This is a genomic window from Rothia sp. HMSC067H10, from assembly GCF_001810635.1.
In the GTDB taxonomy this organism is placed as follows: Bacteria; Actinomycetota; Actinomycetes; order Actinomycetales; family Micrococcaceae; genus Rothia; species Rothia dentocariosa.
Genome location: NZ_KV802317.1, coordinates 364,403 through 383,998, shown reverse-complemented (window position 1 = coordinate 383,998; position 19,596 = coordinate 364,403). Strand labels below are relative to the sequence as shown.

Annotated in this window: 17 protein-coding genes; 8 read left to right on the top strand and 9 right to left on the bottom strand. The window is 48.1% G+C overall.

The annotated features are described in order from the left end of the window. The first annotated feature begins 46 nt into the window (after positions 1-46). The 3 genes from HMPREF2756_RS08705 to HMPREF2756_RS08695 all read left to right on the top strand — a co-directional run bounded on the left by HMPREF2756_RS08705 (position 47) and on the right by HMPREF2756_RS08695 (position 4,821). Positions 47-1,474 carry a gamma-aminobutyraldehyde dehydrogenase gene (locus HMPREF2756_RS08705; RefSeq protein WP_013399069.1) on the top strand — a complete coding sequence of 476 codons (1,428 nt, stop codon included), beginning with the start codon at positions 47-49 and terminating at the stop codon, positions 1,472-1,474. Positions 1,475-1,621: 147 nt separating this feature from the next. Next, positions 1,622-2,992, top strand: coding sequence for a 4-aminobutyrate--2-oxoglutarate transaminase (gene gabT / locus HMPREF2756_RS08700; RefSeq protein WP_070620355.1), 1,371 nt, complete (start codon positions 1,622-1,624; stop codon positions 2,990-2,992). A gap of 242 nt (positions 2,993-3,234) precedes the next feature. Then, on the top strand, positions 3,235-4,821 hold the full coding sequence (locus HMPREF2756_RS08695; protein WP_070620352.1) for an APC family permease: 1,587 nt from the start codon (positions 3,235-3,237) through the stop codon (positions 4,819-4,821). A 75-nt stretch (positions 4,822-4,896) separates the two neighbouring features. Here the strand turns inward: HMPREF2756_RS08695 and HMPREF2756_RS08690 are convergent, their stop codons facing one another. From HMPREF2756_RS08690 to trpD, 4 genes are all read right to left on the bottom strand, one after another. Further along, the gene (locus tag HMPREF2756_RS08690; protein WP_070523914.1) at positions 4,897-5,235 is read right to left on the bottom strand and encodes an RNA polymerase-binding protein RbpA; all 339 of its coding nucleotides are present in this window, start codon (positions 5,233-5,235) and stop codon (positions 4,897-4,899) included. Between the two features lie 166 nt (positions 5,236-5,401). Further along, positions 5,402-6,394, bottom strand: a complete 993-nt coding sequence (locus HMPREF2756_RS08685; RefSeq protein WP_013399065.1) for an SPFH domain-containing protein — start codon at positions 6,392-6,394, stop codon at positions 5,402-5,404. A gap of 64 nt (positions 6,395-6,458) precedes the next feature. Beyond that, positions 6,459-6,998 carry an NfeD family protein gene (locus HMPREF2756_RS08680; RefSeq protein WP_246825904.1) on the bottom strand — a complete coding sequence of 180 codons (540 nt, stop codon included), beginning with the start codon at positions 6,996-6,998 and terminating at the stop codon, positions 6,459-6,461. Positions 6,999-7,260: 262 nt separating this feature from the next. Continuing rightward, positions 7,261-8,352, bottom strand: a complete 1,092-nt coding sequence (trpD, locus tag HMPREF2756_RS08675) for an anthranilate phosphoribosyltransferase (RefSeq protein ID WP_172461379.1) — start codon at positions 8,350-8,352, stop codon at positions 7,261-7,263. Between the two features lie 232 nt (positions 8,353-8,584). Here trpD and HMPREF2756_RS08670 point away from each other — a divergent pair, with 232 nt between their 5' ends. From HMPREF2756_RS08670 to HMPREF2756_RS08655, 4 genes are all read left to right on the top strand, one after another. Further along, entirely contained in the window at positions 8,585-9,223 is a 639-nt protein-coding gene (locus HMPREF2756_RS08670) for an aa3-type cytochrome oxidase subunit III (RefSeq protein ID WP_070620345.1), read from the top strand. 62 nt (positions 9,224-9,285) lie between these two features. Next, a complete protein-coding gene (locus HMPREF2756_RS08665; RefSeq protein WP_070450227.1) occupies positions 9,286-10,080 on the top strand; it encodes a cytochrome bc1 complex diheme cytochrome c subunit in 795 nt (264 codons plus the stop codon). A 43-nt stretch (positions 10,081-10,123) separates the two neighbouring features. After that, positions 10,124-11,230, top strand: a complete 1,107-nt coding sequence (locus HMPREF2756_RS08660; RefSeq protein ID WP_004004660.1) for a cytochrome bc1 complex Rieske iron-sulfur subunit — start codon at positions 10,124-10,126, stop codon at positions 11,228-11,230. Positions 11,231-11,233: 3 nt separating this feature from the next. Beyond that, a complete protein-coding gene (locus HMPREF2756_RS08655) occupies positions 11,234-12,898 on the top strand; it encodes a cytochrome bc1 complex cytochrome b subunit (protein WP_070620342.1) in 1,665 nt (554 codons plus the stop codon). Positions 12,899-13,640: 742 nt separating this feature from the next. Here HMPREF2756_RS08655 and HMPREF2756_RS08650 read toward each other — a convergent pair. From HMPREF2756_RS08650 to HMPREF2756_RS08630, 5 genes are all read right to left on the bottom strand, one after another. Next, on the bottom strand, positions 13,641-14,042 hold the full coding sequence (locus HMPREF2756_RS08650; RefSeq protein ID WP_004004658.1) for a cytochrome c oxidase subunit 4: 402 nt from the start codon (positions 14,040-14,042) through the stop codon (positions 13,641-13,643). Positions 14,043-14,045: 3 nt separating this feature from the next. Next, positions 14,046-15,749, bottom strand: a complete 1,704-nt coding sequence (gene ctaD / locus HMPREF2756_RS08645) for an aa3-type cytochrome oxidase subunit I (RefSeq protein ID WP_004004657.1) — start codon at positions 15,747-15,749, stop codon at positions 14,046-14,048. Positions 15,750-15,764: 15 nt separating this feature from the next. Next, the gene (gene coxB, locus HMPREF2756_RS08640) at positions 15,765-16,652 is read right to left on the bottom strand and encodes an aa3-type cytochrome oxidase subunit II (RefSeq protein ID WP_004004656.1); all 888 of its coding nucleotides are present in this window, start codon (positions 16,650-16,652) and stop codon (positions 15,765-15,767) included. Between the two features lie 218 nt (positions 16,653-16,870). Continuing rightward, the gene (locus HMPREF2756_RS08635; RefSeq protein ID WP_004004655.1) at positions 16,871-17,224 is read right to left on the bottom strand and encodes a HesB/IscA family protein; all 354 of its coding nucleotides are present in this window, start codon (positions 17,222-17,224) and stop codon (positions 16,871-16,873) included. Positions 17,225-17,410: 186 nt separating this feature from the next. Then, positions 17,411-18,817 carry a dipeptidase gene (locus tag HMPREF2756_RS08630; protein ID WP_070620339.1) on the bottom strand — a complete coding sequence of 469 codons (1,407 nt, stop codon included), beginning with the start codon at positions 18,815-18,817 and terminating at the stop codon, positions 17,411-17,413. 96 nt (positions 18,818-18,913) lie between these two features. Here HMPREF2756_RS08630 and HMPREF2756_RS08625 point away from each other — a divergent pair, with 96 nt between their 5' ends. Further along, a complete protein-coding gene (locus HMPREF2756_RS08625; protein WP_004004653.1) occupies positions 18,914-19,537 on the top strand; it encodes a DUF3043 domain-containing protein in 624 nt (207 codons plus the stop codon). Positions 19,538-19,596 lie beyond the last annotated feature (59 nt).

Sequence of the window (19,596 nt, the reverse complement as noted above, 5' to 3'; positions counted from 1 at the left end):
CACAAACTTACAAACCTACGTAAGTCCAACCCCAAAGGAGAACGTTATGAAGCGCTTGAAGAATTTCATCAACGGCAAGTTCGTCGATTCCACCTCTGATGAGGTACTCGACATCGTATACCCCGTAACCGGCGAAGTCATAGCACAAGCACCAATATCCACTGACGACGACGTCAACACCGCCATGCATGCGGCTCAAGACGCATTCAAAACGTGGAAGCATACGACCCCTTCAGATCGCCAGCTACTTCTCCTCAAACTCGCAGACGCGCTCGAAGAAAACGTCGACGTACTCGTTGAAGCCCAACACCGCAACACCGGTCAGCCCCGAGAACTCATCCGTGACGAAGAAGTCCTCGTTGGTGCCAACCAGCTACGCTTCTTCGCAGGGGCAGCACGCACCCTAGAAGGAAAAGCAGCAACCGAATACATGGAAGGACATACCTCATACGTACGGCGCGAGCCCATCGGCGTCGTCGCCCAAGTAACCCCCTGGAACTATCCCCTCATGATGGCATTATGGAAGCTGGGACCCGCGCTCGCTGCCGGGAATACTGTAGTTCTCAAGCCATCTGACACCACACCAGAATCCACCCTCGAGTTGGCAAGGCTTATAGGGGAAATATACCCTGCAGGTGTTGTCAACGTTGTGCTGGGAACCGGTGAAACTGGTGAAGCTATGGTAGGGCACCCGGCCCCTGCCATGGTTTCTATTACCGGATCAGTACGCGCAGGTCAGGCAGTTGCTACCGGCGCTGCAGCTGGTCTGAAACGTTCTCATTTGGAGCTTGGCGGTAAAGCGCCAGCAGTTGTTTTTGCAGACGCGGATTTGCCTCGTACTGCGCGCATGCTCGCAGACTTCGGTTATTTCAATGCTGGCCAGGACTGTACAGCAGTCACTCGCGTACTCGTTCAAGACAGCATTTACGACAAGTTCCGAGATCTGCTGGTAGCTGCCGCAAAAGATACAGCTACTGGGCACGAAGACGATTCAAAGAACTTCTACGGTCCGTTGAACAACATCAATCACTTTAAGACCGTCATGAATAAGCTCAACAGCCTCCCTGAACATGTCACAGTTGAAACCGGTGGCAAACAGTGCGGCACCCGTGGCTTTTTTGTGGAACCTACGGTGCTGAGCGGAGTCAATCAAGACGATGCCGTTGTCCAGGAAGAGACCTTCGGACCAGTTCTTACGCTCCAAAAATTTACTACAGAGGCGGAAGCAGTTGAGCTTGCTAACGATGTAAATTATGCGTTGGCGTCATCAGTTTGGACGTCAAATCATGGTACTGCTATGCGAGTTTCTCGCGATCTTGATTTCGGAGCAGTTTGGATTAATACACACGTACTTCTGACTGCTGAAATGCCTCATGGCGGATTCAAATACTCGGGTTACGGTAAGGATCTTTCCCTGTATTCCGTTGAAGAATACACACGTGTTAAACACGTCATGAGTGATTTGAGCGCATAAAGAACAGCTTCTCCAGGCTCATTCGGCAATTCGGCAAAAAAGAGTCCTGCATCATCACACATTAGAGAAGAGCTTGTGGAGCGGTACAGCTCTGTTGTCTAGGTTCTGTACCGTCTCTTCACAATTCACATATTATCCATGTAGCTTATGCTACGTTTTCCTTTGAAAGGTAGTCTCATGGTAGAGATGTATCGTCTTCCTCAAGAGATAAAACTTACTGGAGAGTTTCCCGGCCCCTCATCACGTGCTCTTGCACATCGTCGCTCACAAGCTGTTCCTGCATCTGTCGCTTCGGGGCTCCCAGTTTACGCGGCTGATGCAGACGGTGGCGTCATTATTGATGTTGATGGTAACTCGTTGGCTGATTTGGGAGCGGGTATCGCAGTCACAACTGTTGGTGCATCAGCTCCCAAGGTGGTACAAGCAGTTCAAGAATCGGTCACACACTTCACCCACACCTGTTTTATGGTTACTCCTTATGAGGGGTATATCGCAGTTTCTGAAAAACTAAACGAGCTAATACCCGGACGCTTTGAGAAACGCTCAGTACTTTTCAACTCTGGTGCGGAGGCAGTTGAAAATGCTGTAAAAATTGCTCGTGCAGCTACCGGTCGCAATGCCGTAGTTGTTTTTGATCATGCCTACCATGGGCGAACCAATTTAACAATGGCGTTGACTGCAAAAGTAGCACCATATAAGAAAGGCTTCGGTCCTTTTGCTCCTGAAATCTATCGTGCTCCTATGAGCTACCCTTACCGGGACGATCAGAGCATGGATGGTAAAGAGGCAGCTCAACGCACCATCAACATGATCGAGAAGCAAATTGGTTCAGAATATGTAGCCGCAATTCTCATCGAGCCTATCCAGGGTGAAGGAGGGTTCATTGTTCCCGCCGATGGTTTCTTACCAACGCTGATTGCATGGGCACGCGAAAAAGGTATCGTCTTTATTGCTGATGAAGTACAAACTGGTTTCTGCCGCACTGGCAAATGGTTTGCGAGTGAGTACGAGGGCATTGAACCCGATTTGGTCACCACTGCTAAGGGCATTGCTGGTGGTATGCCGCTTTCAGCCGTCACTGGTCGGGCAGAGCTTTTTGATAAAGTTCAACCAGGAGGATTAGGCGGAACATACGGTGGTAATCCTGTATCTTGTGCGGCTGCTCTTGCGGCTATTGAAACTATGCAGGATCTTGATTTGAACGCACGAGCCCTGCATATTGAGAAACTGGTGACAGCAGCGTTAGCCCCGCTTGTTGATGAGCTAGACATCGTAGGAGATTTCCGCGGACGCGGTGCTATGCTCGCACTGGAGTTCGTAGCAGACTCTATCTCTAAAGCCCCGCATCCCACGGCGGCCAAGGATATCGCTGCTTACTGTCAGCAACGAGGAGTACTTATTCTTACTTGTGGTACTTACGGCAACATTATTCGTCTGCTTCCTCCGCTTACTATCAGTGACGAGCTCCTAAAACAGTCAATGAATATTCTTATCGAAGGTATTCGAAGCGTTTCATAATTTTTTTGGAGGCTTACAGGGCCCCGGTCATACCTCATATAACGATCGGGGCTCTTGTCACAGCTAATCCTATTCCACACATGCGCCAGTTATTTACCTATAGCTATTATGCGCACACCTTGTAGACAAAAATTCAGGTGATTTTACTACTGTTCTGGATCAATTAGACTAAGTCGCATATTGAGCAGGTCGCTATAAGCACACACCGTCTGGCGACGACACTCCGATAGAGGGAGAGCACCTTGTCTCAGAATAATCAACCCCACAAGTTACATAAAGGTCAGAGTCTAGCCAAAGATTCTGCATCAAATAACCCCCACGGTGCTATTGATACAAGCGCCGCTAACAAAAAGGGATTATCTTCCGGATCTGTATCTCTTTTTGGCTCCATTATTATTGGTATCTCTGTGGTAGCACCAGCATACTCATTATCGGGAGCCCTGGGTCCTGTAGGAGCTGTAGCAGGGGAGCACATGCCCGCGATCTTTCTCGTTGGGTTTATCCCTATGCTATTGGTAGCTATTGGCTACCGAGAGCTTAACGCTGCTATGCCGGATGCGGGAACAACATTCACTTGGACAACCAAAGCATTTGGTCCGTGGGTTGGTTGGCTCGGAGGCTGGGCATTATTAGCAGCTACCATCTTGGTTCTCTCAAACCTTGCAGGTATAGCTGTAGATTTCTTTTACCTGGCTTTGTCTCAGGTTTTTTCTAACCCGGATCTAGCGACTCTTTCAAGTAATACCTTTATCAATATCGGCACATTCTTAACCTTGATGGGTTTCGGGTGTTACATTACATACCGCGGGCTGGATGCGACTCAGAAAATCCAAACTGTTTTCATTATTTTCCAGCTTGTCGTACTCGCTATTTTTGCGGGTGTCGCCCTCTATAAAGCGGTCACAAATACTGGGTTTGCTAACCTTGCTCCGACTCTTGAATGGTTTAACCCCTTCGGAATCGAGTCATTCTCAGCTTTCTCTTCCGGCATATCTCTTGTCTTCTTCATATATTGGGGTTGGGACGCTGTCCTCACCATGAATGAAGAAACAGAAGGCGAGCATACAACTAGCGGTCATGCAGCTGTTGGCACTATCCTCACAGTAGTTCTACTGTACCTGTTAATCTCTGTGGGCACTTTGGCATTTGCGGGTACGTCCTCAGAAGGTCTAGGTCTAGGAAACTCTGATAACCAGGAGAATATTTTTGCTGTTCTTTCGGGACCTGTACTAGGTTCTCTCGGAATTATTATGTCTTTCGCAGTTCTTATTTCGGCCTTAGCCTCTTTACAATCCACGGCAGTTTCACCAGCTCGAACATTGCTAGCCATGGGATATTACAAGGCACTCGGGCCTAAGTTTGCGAGTATTAGCCCAAAGTACCAATCACCTAGTTATGCGACCATCGCTTCCTGTCTGATTGCTACCTTGTTCTACGTTCTTATGCGTTTTATTTCAACCTCTGTGCTTTGGGATACTATCTCCGCTTTGAGTTTGATGGTCTGTTTATACTACGGCGTGACGGCATTTGCCTGTGTATGGTATTTTCGAAAGGTGGCCTTCTCATCAGGCTTTAAATCATTTGTGAACAAGTTTTTGTTTCCCCTTTTGGGAGGCATTATGCTTCTTGTTTTCTTCATTCAGACGACTTATGATTCCATGGATCCCCATCATGGCTCGGGGTCTGAAATTGGGGGAGTCGGGCTAGTTTTCTGCTTAAGTGTCGCGATTCTTCTCTTAGGAATTTGCGTTATGGTGTATCAACGTTACCTCCGTCCTGCCTTCTTCAAAGGCGAAGTCCCGATGGAGGTAGAGCATATGATTGACTAGTTATTTCTCATGTGCACAAGAAGGGGAGAGGAGCATCTAAAAGGGTTCCTCTCCCTTATGCATTATGAAAGTATCCTACAGTGCATAATGAGAACGGTAGTATTTCAACCGATCTTCTAGAGTCTTCTCTAACTCTTCAACGCTACGTCGTTCCATTAGCATGTCCCAGTGCGTACGAGCTGGCTTATCATCGTCATTCTGGGCGTCACTCTCGCCGTTGACAAGATATGCTTCTTTGCCAGTTTTAGCAACCCAGACCTGTGGAATTTCAGCTTCAGCAGCAAAGGTCACAAATACGCGGTCACCATCAGTGGTTCGGTACTCTACACGTTGACGGGGCGCAGGCTGTACATTGGACTCGGTTTCCATAGATTGAGTTCCAAGACGCATACCACGCAGGCTACGATCGCTCACAATTCCTCCAGACTCCAGAAAGGGTTTCCGCAGATACTCAGCGGCTGCATAACGTTGGGCGGGGGAGAGCTATTCCCCCGAACGTCTAAAACATCCATTATATCGAGAATATTCTCCGCCGCCCAACTATTAGAGACAGCTATTCGCGAAGTCAAGCTAAACTATCTTAACTATTGAAGCCATATCCTTGAGATGGGTTCTCAAAAGTATCAGGCTTTGTATACGCTGCTTTTGTCGATCCATCGTTTATGTCCGATACCGGCAAATTGCCGAATGCGTTACCAAGACCTCGTAGAGCATCGCCAAGTTCTGTGGGGATAAACCAGAGTTTATTAGCTTGGCCGTCAGCAAGTTTGGGCAAGGTTTGCAGATACTGATAGGTGAGTAGCTGTTGGCTCGGGTTAGATTGATGGATGGCTTCGAATACCTTATGAACAGCTTCAGCTTCACCGTCAGCTCGAAGGATTGCAGATTGAGCGTCACCTTCAGCTCGAAGAATCTGAGCCTGTTTTTCAGCTTCCGCGCGGAGGATAGCAGCCCTAGATTCACCTTCAGCCGTCAGAATATCTGACTGCTTCTGACCTTCGGCCGTCAGAATGGCAGCACGACGATCACGCTCTGCACGCATCTGCTTCTCCATTGAGTCCTGGATAGAGTGTGGAGGCTGAATTTCTTTAATATCGACACGAGATACTCGTAGTCCCCAACGGCCGGTTGTAGCATCAAGAACTCCGCGCAATTCCGCGTTGATTTGATCGCGAGAGGTCAAGGTCTGCTCAAGGTTTAGACCACCGACTACGTTACGGAGGGTCGCACTGGTGAGCTCGTCAACAGCACGAATATAGTTCGTAATTTCATAGGTTGCGTCCTTGGGGCTTGTTACCTGAAAGTAAACAACGGTATCGATCCCAACCACAAGGTTATCTTCGGTAATCACGGACTGCGAAGGGAACGAGACAACCTGCTCACGGACATCAATTAGAGGCAGCACGCGGTCAATAATCGGTACCACCATATGCAAACCGGGTTCTAGCACGGTTCGGAACTTACCAAGACGCTCAACGATTCCTGCTCGACCTTGAGGAATCACCCGGATGGTTTTAGCCAACAAGATAAGAACAAAAATGAAGAGAATCACAAGAAGAATAACTGGGACCATATCTTCATTACCTACTTTCTTTTCGGTGATTAATAACAAAATTTAGGGGCGTAGATGGAACATTTTATTCAGCTTCAGGGGTAACAGCTGATCCTTCTGGCAAAGTTGATACATGCGGGTACACAAACGCTGTAGCACCGTTAATAGTTTCGACCTGGGCGTAGGAGCCGGAAGGGATAGGAGCTCCTGAAGTGCGTGCTGTCCAAATTTCGCCTTCAAGACGCACTAAACCAGACTCAGCAGTGACACCCTCTGTCACAAGAACAGTTTTACCCCGAAGAGCTTTGGCATTTGTAACAGTATTTCCGGCAGAGCGGTTGAGGCGTTTCAGAAGAGGCGGACGTAGAATAAGCACAAAAAGGATACACAAAACCGCGAAAACTATTCCTCGAGCGAAAAAATGTTCGATCAATGGTGAAATAGCCGATGTAATGAGGGCAGATAGGGAAAGCATCAAGAAAAAGAGATCTAGAGACAGCATCTCAATTATCGCAAAGAGCAAAGCTAGTATCAGCCAAAATGTCCATGGGCTGTCAAAGAGCCAATCCATATTTTCCTCCTCATCGTAGGCACAATGATCCAACGTATAGAGCGCCCAAGCCATACAAACATTATTCCATGAGGTGCATCACCAATCAAAGAGTTTACTCACACAAACTCACAACACCACAAATGGCCGATAATATACATTATGTAAAGTAGAGTCAGAAAACCACACCCCAGCCACTCAACCTTCCGTGTAATTGAACCGGATTAGCTGCCAGTGCGCCCTCGTAAAGACGGTTTCACCCCAGCAGCTTCTTTCTCCTCAATGTCCAGTAAAACTACAGATACACCAAACTCTTCTATTTACATGAATAGGCGCTTTACGGACTCGGCGTTTCTACCACCAGGTGGCTAAACTCCACCCAGGCGTTCAAAACTTGAGCTGCTGCCCCAGTATCAATAGATTGGCGTGCATCCGCCAAGGCTTCTGTGTACCGTTCCTCAAAACTCCTGCCGTCGTTTTTTCGGTAAGCTATCAGACCGGCCGCCGCATTAATAAGAACTGCATTGCGAATTGCATGCAACGAGTCTTTTGCCGACTCGCCCTCCCCAGCTAATACTGCGCGAAACACACTGGCGTTATACTCAGCGTCTCCTCCTCGCAGGTTATCTAATGAAGAACGCTCAATCCCATAGCCTTCGGGATTAAAGACATATTTCTGAAGAATACCCCCACTTGCTTCCCAGATCTGGGAAGTTGTAGCAATTGTCAATTCATCAAGCCCATCATCCCCCCGGAATATAAGGGCATGGTCACCTCGATTCGCGAAAACCCAAGCCATCTTTTCTACCATCTGCGGATTAGCTACCCCAATTGCAGATGATGACACTCGCGCAGGGTTTGTCATGGGTCCTAGGTAGTTAAAAGCCGTTGGTATACCTAACATTTTTCGAGTCGGCCCTACGAACCGCATGGAGGGATGAAAAGTCATTGCAAATAGAAAGGTGATCCCTACCTGCCGAGCGCACGCGGCAACAGACTTAATCGGCATATCTAGCTGAATACCTAGCGCCTCCAAGACATCTGCCGACCCTGATTTAGAGGTTGACGCCCGGTTACCATGTTTAACAACTGTCGCACCTGTACCAGCAATAACCAAGGCTGCCATGGTGGATATATTGACGGTATTCTGCTGATCTCCGCCAGTGCCTACAATATCAACCGCGTGTACGTCAAGATCAATAGTTTCAGCTTTTGCAAGCATTCCTCGCGCAAGGGCACCTAACTCTTCAGAGGTCTCCCCCTTCATGTGGAGCGATGTCAGGAAGGAAGCAAGTATAGGTTCAGGCGTTGAACCAGTCATAATTTCATCCATAGCCCAGTCCACATGACGAGAACCGAGATCCTGCCCAGAGATGAGCTGATTCAAAATGTATTTCCAGGTTAATGACTCATGTGCAGTTATATCCATACTCCCGATTTTAACCTTCCTGCAGGATTCATCTGCTGCCAGCGCATAGGGTGCCACAGCTTTGAGGCTTCTCTCCCCCACGAACTTACCAAAACATTACACATAGAGCGTGTCGCACAAATCTCGTGAAAACCGCTAGTTTACAGGGAACTCTAAGGATTTTCCCAACACACCGCAAGATTTAAGAGGTTATGTATTCGCTCTTCGCAAGTTTTAGCGACATAATGTCTATGTGACAACTGTAACCAATAACCCCAGCAGGCCGGCACATCCGGCTCTTAACCGACCCAACACGGTCGCCATTGGTACTGTCGTGTGGTTGGCATCAGAGCTGATGTTCTTTGCCGGGCTTTTTGCTATGTACTTCACCCTTAAGGCATCACGTCCTGACATTTGGGCTGATAATGTACATATCCTTAACGTTCCCTTCGCTTTTATCAACACAATCGTTCTTGTGCTGAGTTCTGTGACATGCCAGATGGGCGTATTTGCCGCAGAACAGCTCAAACCACGCCGCTCCGGTTCTTTGCTGAATATTAAGGCATGGGGCATGGCTGAATGGTTTGTGTTGACTTTCATCATGGGCGCAATCTTCGTCTGCGGTCAGGCTTATGAGTACGCAACCTTGGTTTCAGAAGGCGTAACCATTGCATCTAGCGCTTACGGATCCGCTTTCTACATCACAACAGGGTTCCATGCGTTACACGTGACAGCTGGTCTAGTAGCTTTCCTCCTGATCATTGGTCGCGCATTTGTCGCTAAGCAATTTGGTCATTACGAAGCAACTAGTGCAATCGTTGTCTCGTACTACTGGCACTTTGTAGATGTCGTGTGGCTCGCTCTATTTGCCGTAGTGTACTTCGTCAAATAACAGTCCAACACTCTCGCCCCGTCCGTATCCATTTTTACTAGCACACACAAGGAACAAAAGACGTGAAGGCACTTTCACAGAAGCGGCGTCACCCGCTTGCAGCTATTGTGTTGCTTGCGTTGGCTCTCATCCTTACTGGTGGTCTCTACACAGTTGCCACTGCCACCAATCAGGCCAAGGCCGAGTCAAGCCATGCATACACTCAAGATGATGTAAACGCTGGTCAAAAACTCTTCCAAGCCAACTGTGCAACCTGCCATGGAATGAACGCTGAAGGCACCGCTGATGGTCCTTCGCTCATCGGTGTTGGTGCAGCCGCAGTTGATTTTCAGGTTGGTACCGGCCGCATGCCTATGCAGATGCAAGGTACACAGGCTCAAGTCAAACCTGGTCAGTTCAACGAGGAACAGACGAAGCAGCTCTCTGCATATGTTGCTTCGTTGGGCGCCGGTCCTGCAATACCTGAAGCAGAGAATCTAGATACCACCAAAGGCGATGCCGCAAATGGTGCCCGTGTCTTCCTAGCCAACTGCGCAATGTGTCATAACGCGGCTGGTGCGGGTGGTGCTCTTACCCGAGGGAAGTTTGCTCCTTCTCTCATGGGTGTTAGCGAACAACATATCTATGAAGCCATGGAAACTGGACCTCAAAATATGCCTGTTTTCAACGACGCAAACCTTACCCCGCAAGAGAAGCGTGATGTTATCACCTATTTGAAAGCACAGGAAAAAAATGTTTCCCCTGGTGGTCTTAAGCTAGGCTCTCTAGGTCCTGTCGCTGAAGGTCTGTTGATTTGGAGCGTCGGTCTAGGGATCGTGCTTATCTTTGTTATTTGGCTGACCTCTCGCTCAGCATAAATACGCACATACTATTCGTATCGGAAAAGATTTGAGGCAACACATGGGAAACCATCGTGACGGTCAAGACGCTCAGAGCGTTACCGTAGTTACCTCTTCAGAGGATTCAAAGGAGCAGTTTCAGAATCCTGGGCTGCCCCCACATCGTCCACGTCTGACAGATGTGGATTCGAAGCGTGCTAAAGGTGCTGAGCGCCAAGTTATTCTACTCTTTGTACTATCAATGCTCGGCTCTTTGTTATTCTGGGTCGCGTATTTCGGTATATCAGTTGAAGGTAACTTCTTTGATGTAAACAATACGGAGCCTACCAGTAAACTGCAGCTGCAGAACCTCTTGCTTGGTTTAGGTATAGCATTCGCTATGTTCGGCATTGGTATTGGAGTTGTTCATTGGGCACGTACGCTTATGCCTGACCATGAACTCGTTGAGGAGCGGCACGATTTGCGTCCTGAAGAGGATCGCGCCGAGGCAGAAGAAATCATCGAAACTATTATTGATGAGTCAGGTATTAAACGCCGTCCTCTCCTGCGCAATACTCTCATTGGCTCAGTTATTCTGGCTCCGTTAACTTTTATTACGTTCCTGCGCGATCTGGGGCCGAATGATCCTGCCGTTCTTAAACACACGATGTGGGATCAGGGTGTCCGTCTTGTACGCGACCCTTCTGGGACTCCGATTAAAGCTTCTGACGTTACGATCGGATCCGCTTATCACGTTCTGCCGGAGACCATCACGTCCCTCAGCCATGAAAATGGCTATCTAGAGGAAAAAGCTAAAGCAGTTGTCTTGTTGATGCGTCTTGACCCCAATGAGATGAAGATTTCGGAAGAACGCAAAAACTGGCACGTTGACGGTATAGTCGCTTATTCGAAGGTCTGTACACACGTTGGATGTCCCATCGCGCTGTACGAGCAGCGAACGCACCATCTGCTGTGCCCGTGCCATCAGTCTACTTTTGATGCGGCAGATGAATGCAAGGTTGTATTCGGTCCTGCAGGTCACGCACTCCCACAGTTGCCGATTACAGTCGATGATAATGGTTATCTTGTGGCTCAGAGTGACTTCCATGAGCCAGTTGGTCCCGCGTATTGGGAACGCGGTCAGCACGTCGAAGAAATGCGTGCAGAGCGTGAGAAGGAGGCGAAATAAGTAATGTCTACAACAACTGGCTACGAGTACAAACCTAAAAGCAACGCTGGGCGTATCGCGAATTTTGTTGATACGCGTGTTGGCATGTCTGGGGTTGTTAAAGAATTTGGCCGAAAAATCTTTCCAGATCATTGGTCCTTTATGTTCGGTGAGGTGGCTCTATACAGCTTTGTAGTGCTCCTTATTTCAGGAACTTTTTTAACATTCTGGTTTAACCCATCAACCGCTGCAGTTACCTATGACGGTTCATATGTACCCATGAAGGGTACAGAAATGTCTGTTGCGTTTGCGTCTACTTTAGATATCTCTTTTGATATTCGCGGGGGCCTGTTGATCCGTCAGATTCACCACTGGGCGGCTCTCATGTTTATGTTGGCCATCTGTATCCACATGCTCCGTGTCTTCTTTACAGGGGCTTTCCGCCGTCCACGTGAGCTGAACTGGGTTGTAGGTTGCGTCCTCTTTGTCACGGGCATTATGGCGGGCTTTACTGGGTACTCCCTCCCCGATGATGTGCTCTCTGGTAACGGTTTGCGAATTGTCGATGGCATTATGGTCGCAATTCCGCTTGTAGGTACATACCTCTCGCTTTTCTTCTTCGGAGGCGAGTTCCCAGGTGAACACATTATTAGCCGCCTATACAGCCTGCATATCATGATCATTCCGGCAGTTCTGTTGCTGTGCGTTGGACTGCATATGTTCATGGTTGTCCTGCATAAACACACCCAATATCCAGGGCCAGGTCGTACCAACAATAACGTTGTTGGTTTTCCTGTAGGCCCGGTTTATGCTGCAAAAGCAGGCGGTTTCTTCTTCATAGTTTTCGGTATCATCGCTTTCTTAGCTTCCACCTTCACTATTAACGCAATATGGAACTATGGCCCCTACGATCCATCTCCAGTTCAAGCAGGTACTCAGCCTGACTGGTACGTAGGCTTTGGTGACGGTGCATTACGTCTATGGCCTGGTGTATGGCCATGGTCATGGGAATGGCAATTCGGTGGAACATGGGTTCTGAATGTCCTACTGCCTTTTGCACTCGCAGGCGTCTTGATGGGATTCTTATTCACGTGGCCTTGGATCGAACGTTGGGTCACCAAAGATAATCGGGTTCATAATATTCTTGATCGCCCGCGTAACGCTCCATTCCGTACAGGCGCCGGTGTTGCCGGTATCATCTACTACTCAGTTTTGATGATCGCGGCATCTTCTGATTTGATCGCAACACATTTCCACGTCTCGCTAAATGATGTAGCTTATGTATTGCGTGCGCTCTTCTTCCTTGGACCCATCCTTGGTTTCGAGATTACCCGAAGGATTTGCCTCTCCTTGCAGCGTAAAGATCGTGAGCTAGTGCTTCATGGCATCGAAACTGGTCAAGTGGTGCAACTCCCCCATGGTGAGTTTATTGAGGTGCACAAGCCTCTTGACGAGTATCGTCGGTACAAGCTAGTTAGTTTCGATTCACCAGATGTAATACCTGCACGCCCCAATGCTAAGGGGAAGGTTACAATGCTTGAGAAAGCACGAGGCACCTTATCGAAGTTGTTCTTTACTGATCGTGTTCTTCCTGTAACTCCTACTGAGCTAGAAGAAGCTCATCATGAACATAATGAAGCTCAAAGGGTTGAGGGCGCTTCCTTTGATAGCCCCGAGATTAAGGGCTAAAGTTACAACTTCATAAGTTTACTTGAGGGTTGGTGCCACAAAACTGTGGGACCAACCCTCAACATTTGTACCGCATGTATCTCTTCCAGCAATGTTGCTGTTGACCCAATATCATATCCATCTTCTAAGGCCAGGAGTCCAGACTTTCTCATGAAAAATTCTCATAAGCAGCATGCCCTATTCCTGAAACTAAGAATCTTTGCTTACTTATCAGCGATCGCTATATACCTGATGCCATAATGGAATAACTTCATATGTGCTAAGCACACCCCGTCCCTGAAATTTACACAAACTATCATGCCGCTGGTCTTAGAGGCAGGAAGGAGCCTAGCGGATTAACAGATAAAAGTAGCAATAACCTAGGTTTGAGGTTGAGACTCTAGAATTCTTGCAGAGATAGCACTTCTGCGAGCATATAATTGCCGTCTTTTCTTTCGAGCCGAGCGTACTGATAAGCGAGCGGAAACTGCCTCTGTAAAAACTATTATCGTGCGATAGGCACGATTATATGGGCGGTTGCTCTCCCAAGATTCATCCGATCGGTATTGGTGCGTCTCGCTGCTTCGATGATCCTCAGATAAACTGCCAATACAGACAATTAATCCAACTAGCTTTTTCTTACCTCCCTTTTTAGTACATGTCTGGGGCAGATAGAACTTTATTCGAGAATCTCTGGAATATAGAAAAGGTGGGGTTACACCATCCGTATAGATGATGTAACCCCACCTTTTACTGTATATGATTAGTGTGCGTGATCACCGCGGTTGTATTCATATACCCACCCGATAACGGCGACTGCCACGATAGGCAAAGCAAGAATTAGTACCCACCAAGCAATTGCTGCCCCAAGAACAACAATCATGCACGTTAAACCGATCATGAACGGCCACCAAGACCATGGTGAGTAGAACCCATACTCACCAGCACTCTCAGCGATTTCACCCGTGTAGTTATCCATGGGTTGGCTTCCTAGCTTCTTATCAGTAAACATGAGGAAGAAAGCCAAGAAGAAGCACATGAGCGCCGTCACGAGAAGCGCGGGAAACCCGGCCCACTCATCAAAATTGGTCATAAACCCATAAATAATTCCAACAGGAATAAAGAAGATACCAAGGTACAGGAAGACCTTCCCGAGAACTTTCACGGTTTACTCTCCCTTCTGTGCTGCAAGAGCTGCAGCGGCAACATCATGATTCGTTGAAAGCTCGGGATGATGTAGGTCTAGAGCCGGGCGTTCGGAACGGATACGAGGCAATGCAGTAAAGTTGTGGCGGGGCGGAGGACAAGAAGTCGCCCATTCGAGAGATCCGCCGAATCCCCAGGGATCGTCTACCTCGACTTTCGGAGCATACCGAGCAGTAATGTAAACATTCCAGAACCAGGGAATCATTGAAACGGCAAGAATCATGGATCCAACAGTTGAGAACTGGTTCATCCAGGTGAAACCGTCTTCGGGCAGATAGTCAGCGTATCGACGAGGCATACCATCAACGCCAACCCAGTGCTGAATCAAGAAGGTCGCGTGGAACCCGAAGAATACCAGCCAGAAGTGAATCTTACCGATCCGTTCGTTGAGCATCTTGCCAGTGAATTTTGGCCACCAGAAGTAGAATGCACCAAACATACCAAAAACAATGGTTCCAAAAATCACGTAGTGGAAGTGTGCAACCACGAAGTAAGTATCCGAGATATGGAAGTCTAGAGGCGGAGTAGCCAGGATAATACCCGTCAGACCTCCAAAGAGGAAGGTTACTAAGAATCCATAGATCCACAATAATGGAGTTTCAAACGTAATGGACCCCTGCCACATAGTCCCAATCCAGTTGAAAAACTTCACGCCGGTTGGAACACCAATCATCATGGTCATGAACGAGAAGAACGGAAGCATAATCGCTCCAGTTACGTACATATGGTGCGCCCACACAGTTACAGACAGGCCCGCAATAGCAATGGTCGCTGTAACAAGACCTTTGTAACCAAAAATGGGTTTACGTGAGAATACAGGGATAATCTCCGAAGTCACACCAAAGAAAGGTAGCGCAAGCACATACACCTCAGGGTGCCCGAAGAACCAGAACAAGTGCTGCCAGAGCACCGCTCCCCCATTTTCCGGATCAAAAATATGTCCTCCGAATCGGCGATCCATACCTAGAGCAAACAAAGCGGATGCCAGAGGCGGGAAGATCATAATAATCAAGATTGAAGTAATCAGAGTTGCCCACGTAAACACAGACATACGCCACATAGTCATGCCAGGGGCGCGCATTGCCACAATTGTAGTAATGAAGTTAACCGCACCCATAATTGTGCCGAACCCCTGCAACGCAAGACCAAAGACCCATAAATCACCACCGACAGACGGGCTGTAAGTAGTGCTATTTAGTGGGACGTATGCAAACCAGCCGAAAGAGGCTGCACCTTGTGGGGTAATAAAACCTGCAATCGCTACTAGCGACCCAAAAAGGAAGAACCAAAAAGCCAATGCGTTTAAGCGCGGGAATGCCACATCGGGAGCACCAATTTGGAGCGGGATAAGCACGTTCGCCAAACCGGTGAACAAAGGGGTGCCGAACATGAGAAGCATAAGGGTACCGTGCATCGTAAAGAGCTGGTTAAATTGCTCCTTCGTCTGTAGGATCTGCATACCGGGCTCAAAAAGCTCAATACGCATCAGCAGAGCCATAGTTCCGCCCATGCAGAAGAAGATGAAGGCAGAGATCAGGTACATGTACCCAATGGTCTTGTGGTCCGTGGAAGTAATCCAATTGACAAAGATGCGTCCCTTGGACTTAGGAACCACGCGCGGCGCAACAGCCGTTGCACTCTCAGTTGAATATTCGAGGGTAGTCACGTCTATTTCACCCCTTTATTGATTAGCGGGACGCGGAGTCGCGTTCTGGTTGGGATTACGGTTGTATTCGTCCCCAGCGATACCCTGATTCTCGGGATTTTGCTTAAGGGAATTGATGTAGTTGTCGTAGTCTTCCTGTGAGACCACCTTGACATTAAACAACATCTCAGAGTGGTACTCACCGCAAAGTTCAGCGCATTTACCCTTATAATCACCAATTTCTTTGGTAGTGATATGAATATGGTTCGTCATACCAGGGATCGTATCCCGTTTCTCTAGGAAAGCCGGGACCCAGAACGAATGGATCACATCACGCGATTTGAGAACTACGTCAACATTTGAGTTAACGGGCAGATAAAGCGTTGGAAGTTCTGCTTCTTTACCTGGTGAACCATCAAGGTGAGCTTGTACACCAGTTACATGCACGTTTTCATCTGTGTAGTTGAAATCCCAGGCCCATTGTTTGCCATACACTTCAACAGTGACCTGTCGATCGGCACCAGTTTTAGGACCAGTTACTTGACGCTCGACTCGGTCTGAAAACGTAAACATACTGACGATCAAGACGACTGGAACGAAAGTATAAAAAATTTCCAGAGGCAGGTGATAGCTGAGCTGACGAGGATAGCCACTTTCGTTCTTACGCCTACGGTAGGCAATGATGCACCATAGCATCAAGCCCCAAGTAATAAGACCGACAACAAGAGCTGCACTCCAAGTACCTACCCAGAGATGCATGAGGTTCTCGGCATTATCAGTAGCCGGATGCCCAGCTTTTGTAGGTAACCAGCCTACAGCTGCCTTATCCATTGAACAACCAGTCATCAGCAGCGTCGCTGTAGTCCCGAGGCCAACAAGACTTGCACGCTTACGACGACTGCCGGTTCGATATTGCGAACTCACAGACGGCCCTTCCTGTTCTTGCAGTGTGTGCTAGTGCTCAGGTCTACAGGTAAACCTGAGGCAATTATAAAAAACTTATCCCTTAGAGCTTACCGCGAATTCTGCTCTTACGGTGACACTCTGTCACTGAAATTGTGAGTTTCCTGGAAAATTACTGAATTTTAACGTAACAGAACCCCTAAAGTTGGTTTTTTAGGGGTTCTGTTATATCCATGCTCCTAATGGAAGGAGTCGCCACAGGCACATGATCCTGCCGCGTTCGGATTATCAATTGAGAATCCTTGTTTCTCAATCGTGTCTTCAAAATCAATCGTTGAGCCATCTAGATAAGGGGCACTCATTTTATCTACGATAACCTGCACACCGTCATAATCACGCACTGCGTCACCATCAAGTACTCGCTCATCGAAGTAGAGCTGATAGATTAGCCCGGAACAGCCACCGGGCTGTACAGCAATCCGGAGGCGCAAATCGGTACGTCCTTCTTGTTCGAGCAAAGTACGTACCTTATTCTGAGCAACTTCAGTAAGGTTAACCCCGTGTGTTGGTAGCTCAGTTACAGTCTCAGTCATGTTTGTCCTTTCCTGACAATATTCCCCTTCGTAAAGTCAGATTACGCTGTCCTACTTCTTCACGACAACAGCGGACTCACAAGTTCACTAGGGGCATCAAGGTCTCTTACGTCCAGAATACCAATTTTGTAGAATTCTGTACTTAGTGTGTGAGGTATATTCCTTGAGTTGCTTTCCTTTCCTAATTTACTTACTCCTGCTGAGAGCACTCATTATCAGTGCCTCCGCTAAAATTCCTCGTTTAAAATCAGGTACATACAGCGATTCGTTAGCGCTATGTGCCCGGGTGTCTGGGTCTTCAACACCAGTTACTAGAATCTGGGCGTCGGGGAAGTTCTCCTTCAAATCCGCTATAAAAGGTATTGAGCCTCCCATGCCTGTCTGCACAGGAGATATACCCCAAGCTTGAGCCATTGCTGACAAGGTGATTTGAGCTCCATCCTGCTCAACATCTGTGGCAAAGGGTAACCCTGAGTCGACAGGAGTATAGCTAACTTGCGCGTTATAAGGTGCATGCTTCTTTATATGGTCTGCCAGAACTTTGTGCGCATTCTCGGGAGAATCACCAGGAGCCAAACGGACACTAATACGTGCCCGCGAAGTAACAGCAAGGGTATTTGAAGAATGGGCAATTGACGGAATATCCATACCTATAACGGAAAGTGCAGGTTGCTGCCAGAGCCGAGATGTAATTGATCCATATCCTGCTAGAGACATCTGGTCTAAGATTCCAGAATCTGCGCGGAATTCATGTTCAGGGTATTCGACTTTAGGGTCTTCACCACGGTACAGACCTTCTACAACAACTGCACCTTCGTCATCATGAAGAGTACCCAGCAAACGGGCTAATACCGTATGTGCGTCTAGAAAAGGGCCTCCAAAGATACCAGAGTGCACTGCGTGATTACCAGTTCGAACTTCAATATCCCCGCTAGCTACGCCACGTAATGAGGTAGTTAATGCCGGAACTCCAGCTCGCCAGTTGGCAGAATCTGCTACCACAATATAATCAGCGGCTAGGTCCTTCTGGTAGGCAGCTAGGAATTCGCGGAAAGAGGGTGACCCCGCTTCTTCTTCCCCTTCGATAAAGATCTTTACGCCAACGTTGATATCATTGCCTAATACTTCCGATGCTAAACGGAAAGCCGCCATATGGGTGATAACCCCTGCTTTATCGTCTGCAGCACCGCGGCCATAGAGACGAGCGCCTTTCTGAACTGCGGTAAACGGGTCAGTTTCCCACTGCGTGTTATCGCCAGGAGGCTGTACATCATGGTGAGCGTATAACAGGATTGTGGGATACCCTGAAACAGCTGGTTTAGTGGCAACTACCGCTGGCATACCTTGATGTGTCTCCCCCGTTTCACCGTGGTACGACGCAGAAAGGATTTTTACCTCTTGAAAGCCTGACCGTTTCGCAAGCTCGTACACAGCTTCAGCGCTTCGTTGGACCTGAGCTAGATCAAAAGCTTCCCACGCGATAGATGGGATAGAGACTAGCTCCTTCAGCTCAGTAAGATATTCATCAAAATGGGCTTCAAGCGCCTCTGTGAGCGCATCATGTTCTGGGAATTTATGAGGAAAATTGGCCATGCGTCTAACAATACGCTTTATACAGGGGTGGCGCATACTTTTTATTTTTGGTCTTGGTATTCGGCGTAGGCAATTATTTTTGGTTATTCTAGTAGGGTGTTTGGTCGTAAAAAAGGTAAGGCTCCGCAGGAGGCTGCTGTCGAGCCTGAAGAAGAGAAACAGCATGAGGTTCCTGAGAACTCTAAGTTCACGCCGAAGAAAGGGCGTCCTACACCGTCTCGTAAAGAGCAGGTTGCGGCGCGAAGGAGGCCTATAGTCGGTGCTGATCGTGGCGCGGCGAAGACTGCTGATCGTGAGGCTGCTGCTGAGCTTAGGGCACGGCAGCGGGAGGCTATGCGTACTGGGGATGAGAAGTATCTGCCGATAGTGGATAAGGGGCCTCAGCGGCGGTACATTCGCGACTATATTGATGCTCGTCGGAATTTGGGCGATATAATGCTTATTTTGCTCATTGTTTTTCTTGTTGCGTCGTGGGTCGTGAGCGGTTTTGGCGTAGCTGCCGCTCCTGTCTACTACGGGACTATGTATGGCATGTATGCTCTGATGCTGTTGTGGGTTATTGATTACTGGTTGATGTGGCGCAAGCTTAAACAGATGGTTATTGCTAAGTTTGGCGAGGTACAGCGTGGTAGTGGTATGTATGCGTTCAACCGTGTGATGATGATTCGCCGGATGCGGCGACCTTATCCTCTTGTTAAGTATGGGGAGTATCCAAAATAGATAACTGTGTCTTTAATGATTTCTGGGGGTGGGAAACCGTGTTTGGTTTCTCACCCTTT

What these genes read in the sequence shown, in the direction of transcription:
- HMPREF2756_RS08705 (WP_013399069.1), top strand. Translation starts at nt 47, where the DNA reads ATGAAGCGCTTGAAGAATTTCATCAACGGCAAGTTCGTCGATTCCACC.
- gabT (WP_070620355.1), top strand. Translation starts at nt 1,622, where the DNA reads ATGCTACGTTTTCCTTTGAAAGGTAGTCTCATGGTAGAGATGTATCGT.
- HMPREF2756_RS08685 (WP_013399065.1), bottom strand. Translation starts at nt 6,394, where the DNA reads ATGGTCCCAGTTATTCTTCTTGTGATTCTCTTCATTTTTGTTCTTATC.
- HMPREF2756_RS08680 (WP_246825904.1), bottom strand. Translation starts at nt 6,998, where the DNA reads ATGGCTTGGGCGCTCTATACGTTGGATCATTGTGCCTACGATGAGGAG.
- trpD (WP_172461379.1), bottom strand. Translation starts at nt 8,352, where the DNA reads ATGGATATAACTGCACATGAGTCATTAACCTGGAAATACATTTTGAAT.
- HMPREF2756_RS08660 (WP_004004660.1), top strand. Translation starts at nt 10,124, where the DNA reads ATGGGAAACCATCGTGACGGTCAAGACGCTCAGAGCGTTACCGTAGTT.
- HMPREF2756_RS08655 (WP_070620342.1), top strand. Translation starts at nt 11,234, where the DNA reads ATGTCTACAACAACTGGCTACGAGTACAAACCTAAAAGCAACGCTGGG.
- HMPREF2756_RS08635 (WP_004004655.1), bottom strand. Translation starts at nt 17,224, where the DNA reads ATGACTGAGACTGTAACTGAGCTACCAACACACGGGGTTAACCTTACT.
- HMPREF2756_RS08630 (WP_070620339.1), bottom strand. Translation starts at nt 18,817, where the DNA reads ATGGCCAATTTTCCTCATAAATTCCCAGAACATGATGCGCTCACAGAG.